A 1,210-nucleotide genomic window follows, 5' to 3' on the forward strand; every position below is an offset into this window, starting at 1 on the left:
GTACATCTGCAAAGTCTGGACAACCGAGCCGGAACGCTTCAGGCTCGATCCGATCCACCAAATGCCGGGACTAAACATCTAGAGCAACGGACGGAAAGGCGGATTCAAGAGGTTTCGGCCTGGGCTGAAGTGTGATTCCCTTCTGAGAACAGGAGGTGGATCATGACCCAGAGCTTCTCCTTGGATCTGCGCGTGCGGGTTGCGGCCTTTGTCGAGGCGGGCCATTCCTGCCGGGCGGCGGCCCGCCACTTCGGGGTCAGTGACAGCTGCGCCATCAAGCTGATGCAGCGCCAGCGGCACTTCGGCTCACTCGCGCCGGCCCGTCAGGGCCGCCCACCGGGACGCGGCAAGCTGGTGGCTTATGAGAGCTTCCTGATCCAGACCGTCGAGGCGAGGCCGGCCATCGCCATGCCCGAACTCGCAGCTCGCTTGCTGGAGAAACACGGGATCGCCGCAGCCCCTGCGATGCTCTCGCGCTTCCTGTGCCGGCGCGGCTTCAGCTATAAAAAAACAGCTGATGGCGGCGGAGTGCACACGCGCCGATGTGCGTGAGGAGCGCCGCGTCTGGACCAGCCAGCGTCAGGCCCGCATGCGCCAAGAGCCGCACCGCCTGGTGTTCCTGGACGAGACCTACGTCAACACCAAAATGACGCGCCTGCGCGGGCGCTCTCGCCGGGGGCAGCGGTTACGCGCAAGCGCTCCTTCCGGCCACTGGAAGACCCATACCTTCATCGCTGGACTGCGTTGTCGCGAGCTGAGCGCGCCCTGGGTGATCGATGGTCCGATCACCCGCGAGGCGTTTGAGACGTACATCGAGACCCAGCTCGCCCCGACCCTGCGCAAAGGTGACGTGGTGATCCTCGACACTCTGGCCGTTCACAAGAGTGAAAAGGCTGCCCAATATCTGAAGAGACAAGGCGCCTGGTTCCTGTTCCTGCCGGCTTATTCGCCCGATCTCAATCCGATTGAGCAGGCCTTTGCCAAGATCAAAGCGCACCTGCGCAAAGCGGAAGCCCGCACCTTTGACGCGCTCTGGCGCGCCCTCGGCGACATCTGCGGTCTGTTCGAGCCAGATGAATGCTGGAACTACCTCAAGGCCGCCGGATATGCGTCCATGTAATTGTCCGATGCTCTAGAGCAACGGCAGTTCTGACGGAATCGTTGGGGCTATGCGGTGTGGCGGCTTCGTGATTCACTCATCTTGGCTCTC

1 protein-coding gene is annotated in these 1,210 nt (G+C 62.5%); it reads left to right on the forward strand.

What is annotated here, in order from left to right; translation table 11 throughout:
• The first annotated feature begins 162 nt into the window (after positions 1-162).
• Positions 163-1,120 (forward strand): IS630 family transposase gene (locus DC522_RS33600; RefSeq protein WP_116532706.1). Its coding sequence is split into 2 segments (ribosomal slippage): positions 163-513 and positions 515-1,120, totalling 957 coding nucleotides; the frame shifts between segments, so codons are not numbered across the junction.
• Positions 1,121-1,210: the final 90 nt, after the last annotated feature.

The organism is Microvirga sp. KLBC 81 (assembly GCF_003075415.1).
Taxonomy (GTDB): Bacteria; Pseudomonadota; Alphaproteobacteria; order Rhizobiales; family Beijerinckiaceae; genus Microvirga.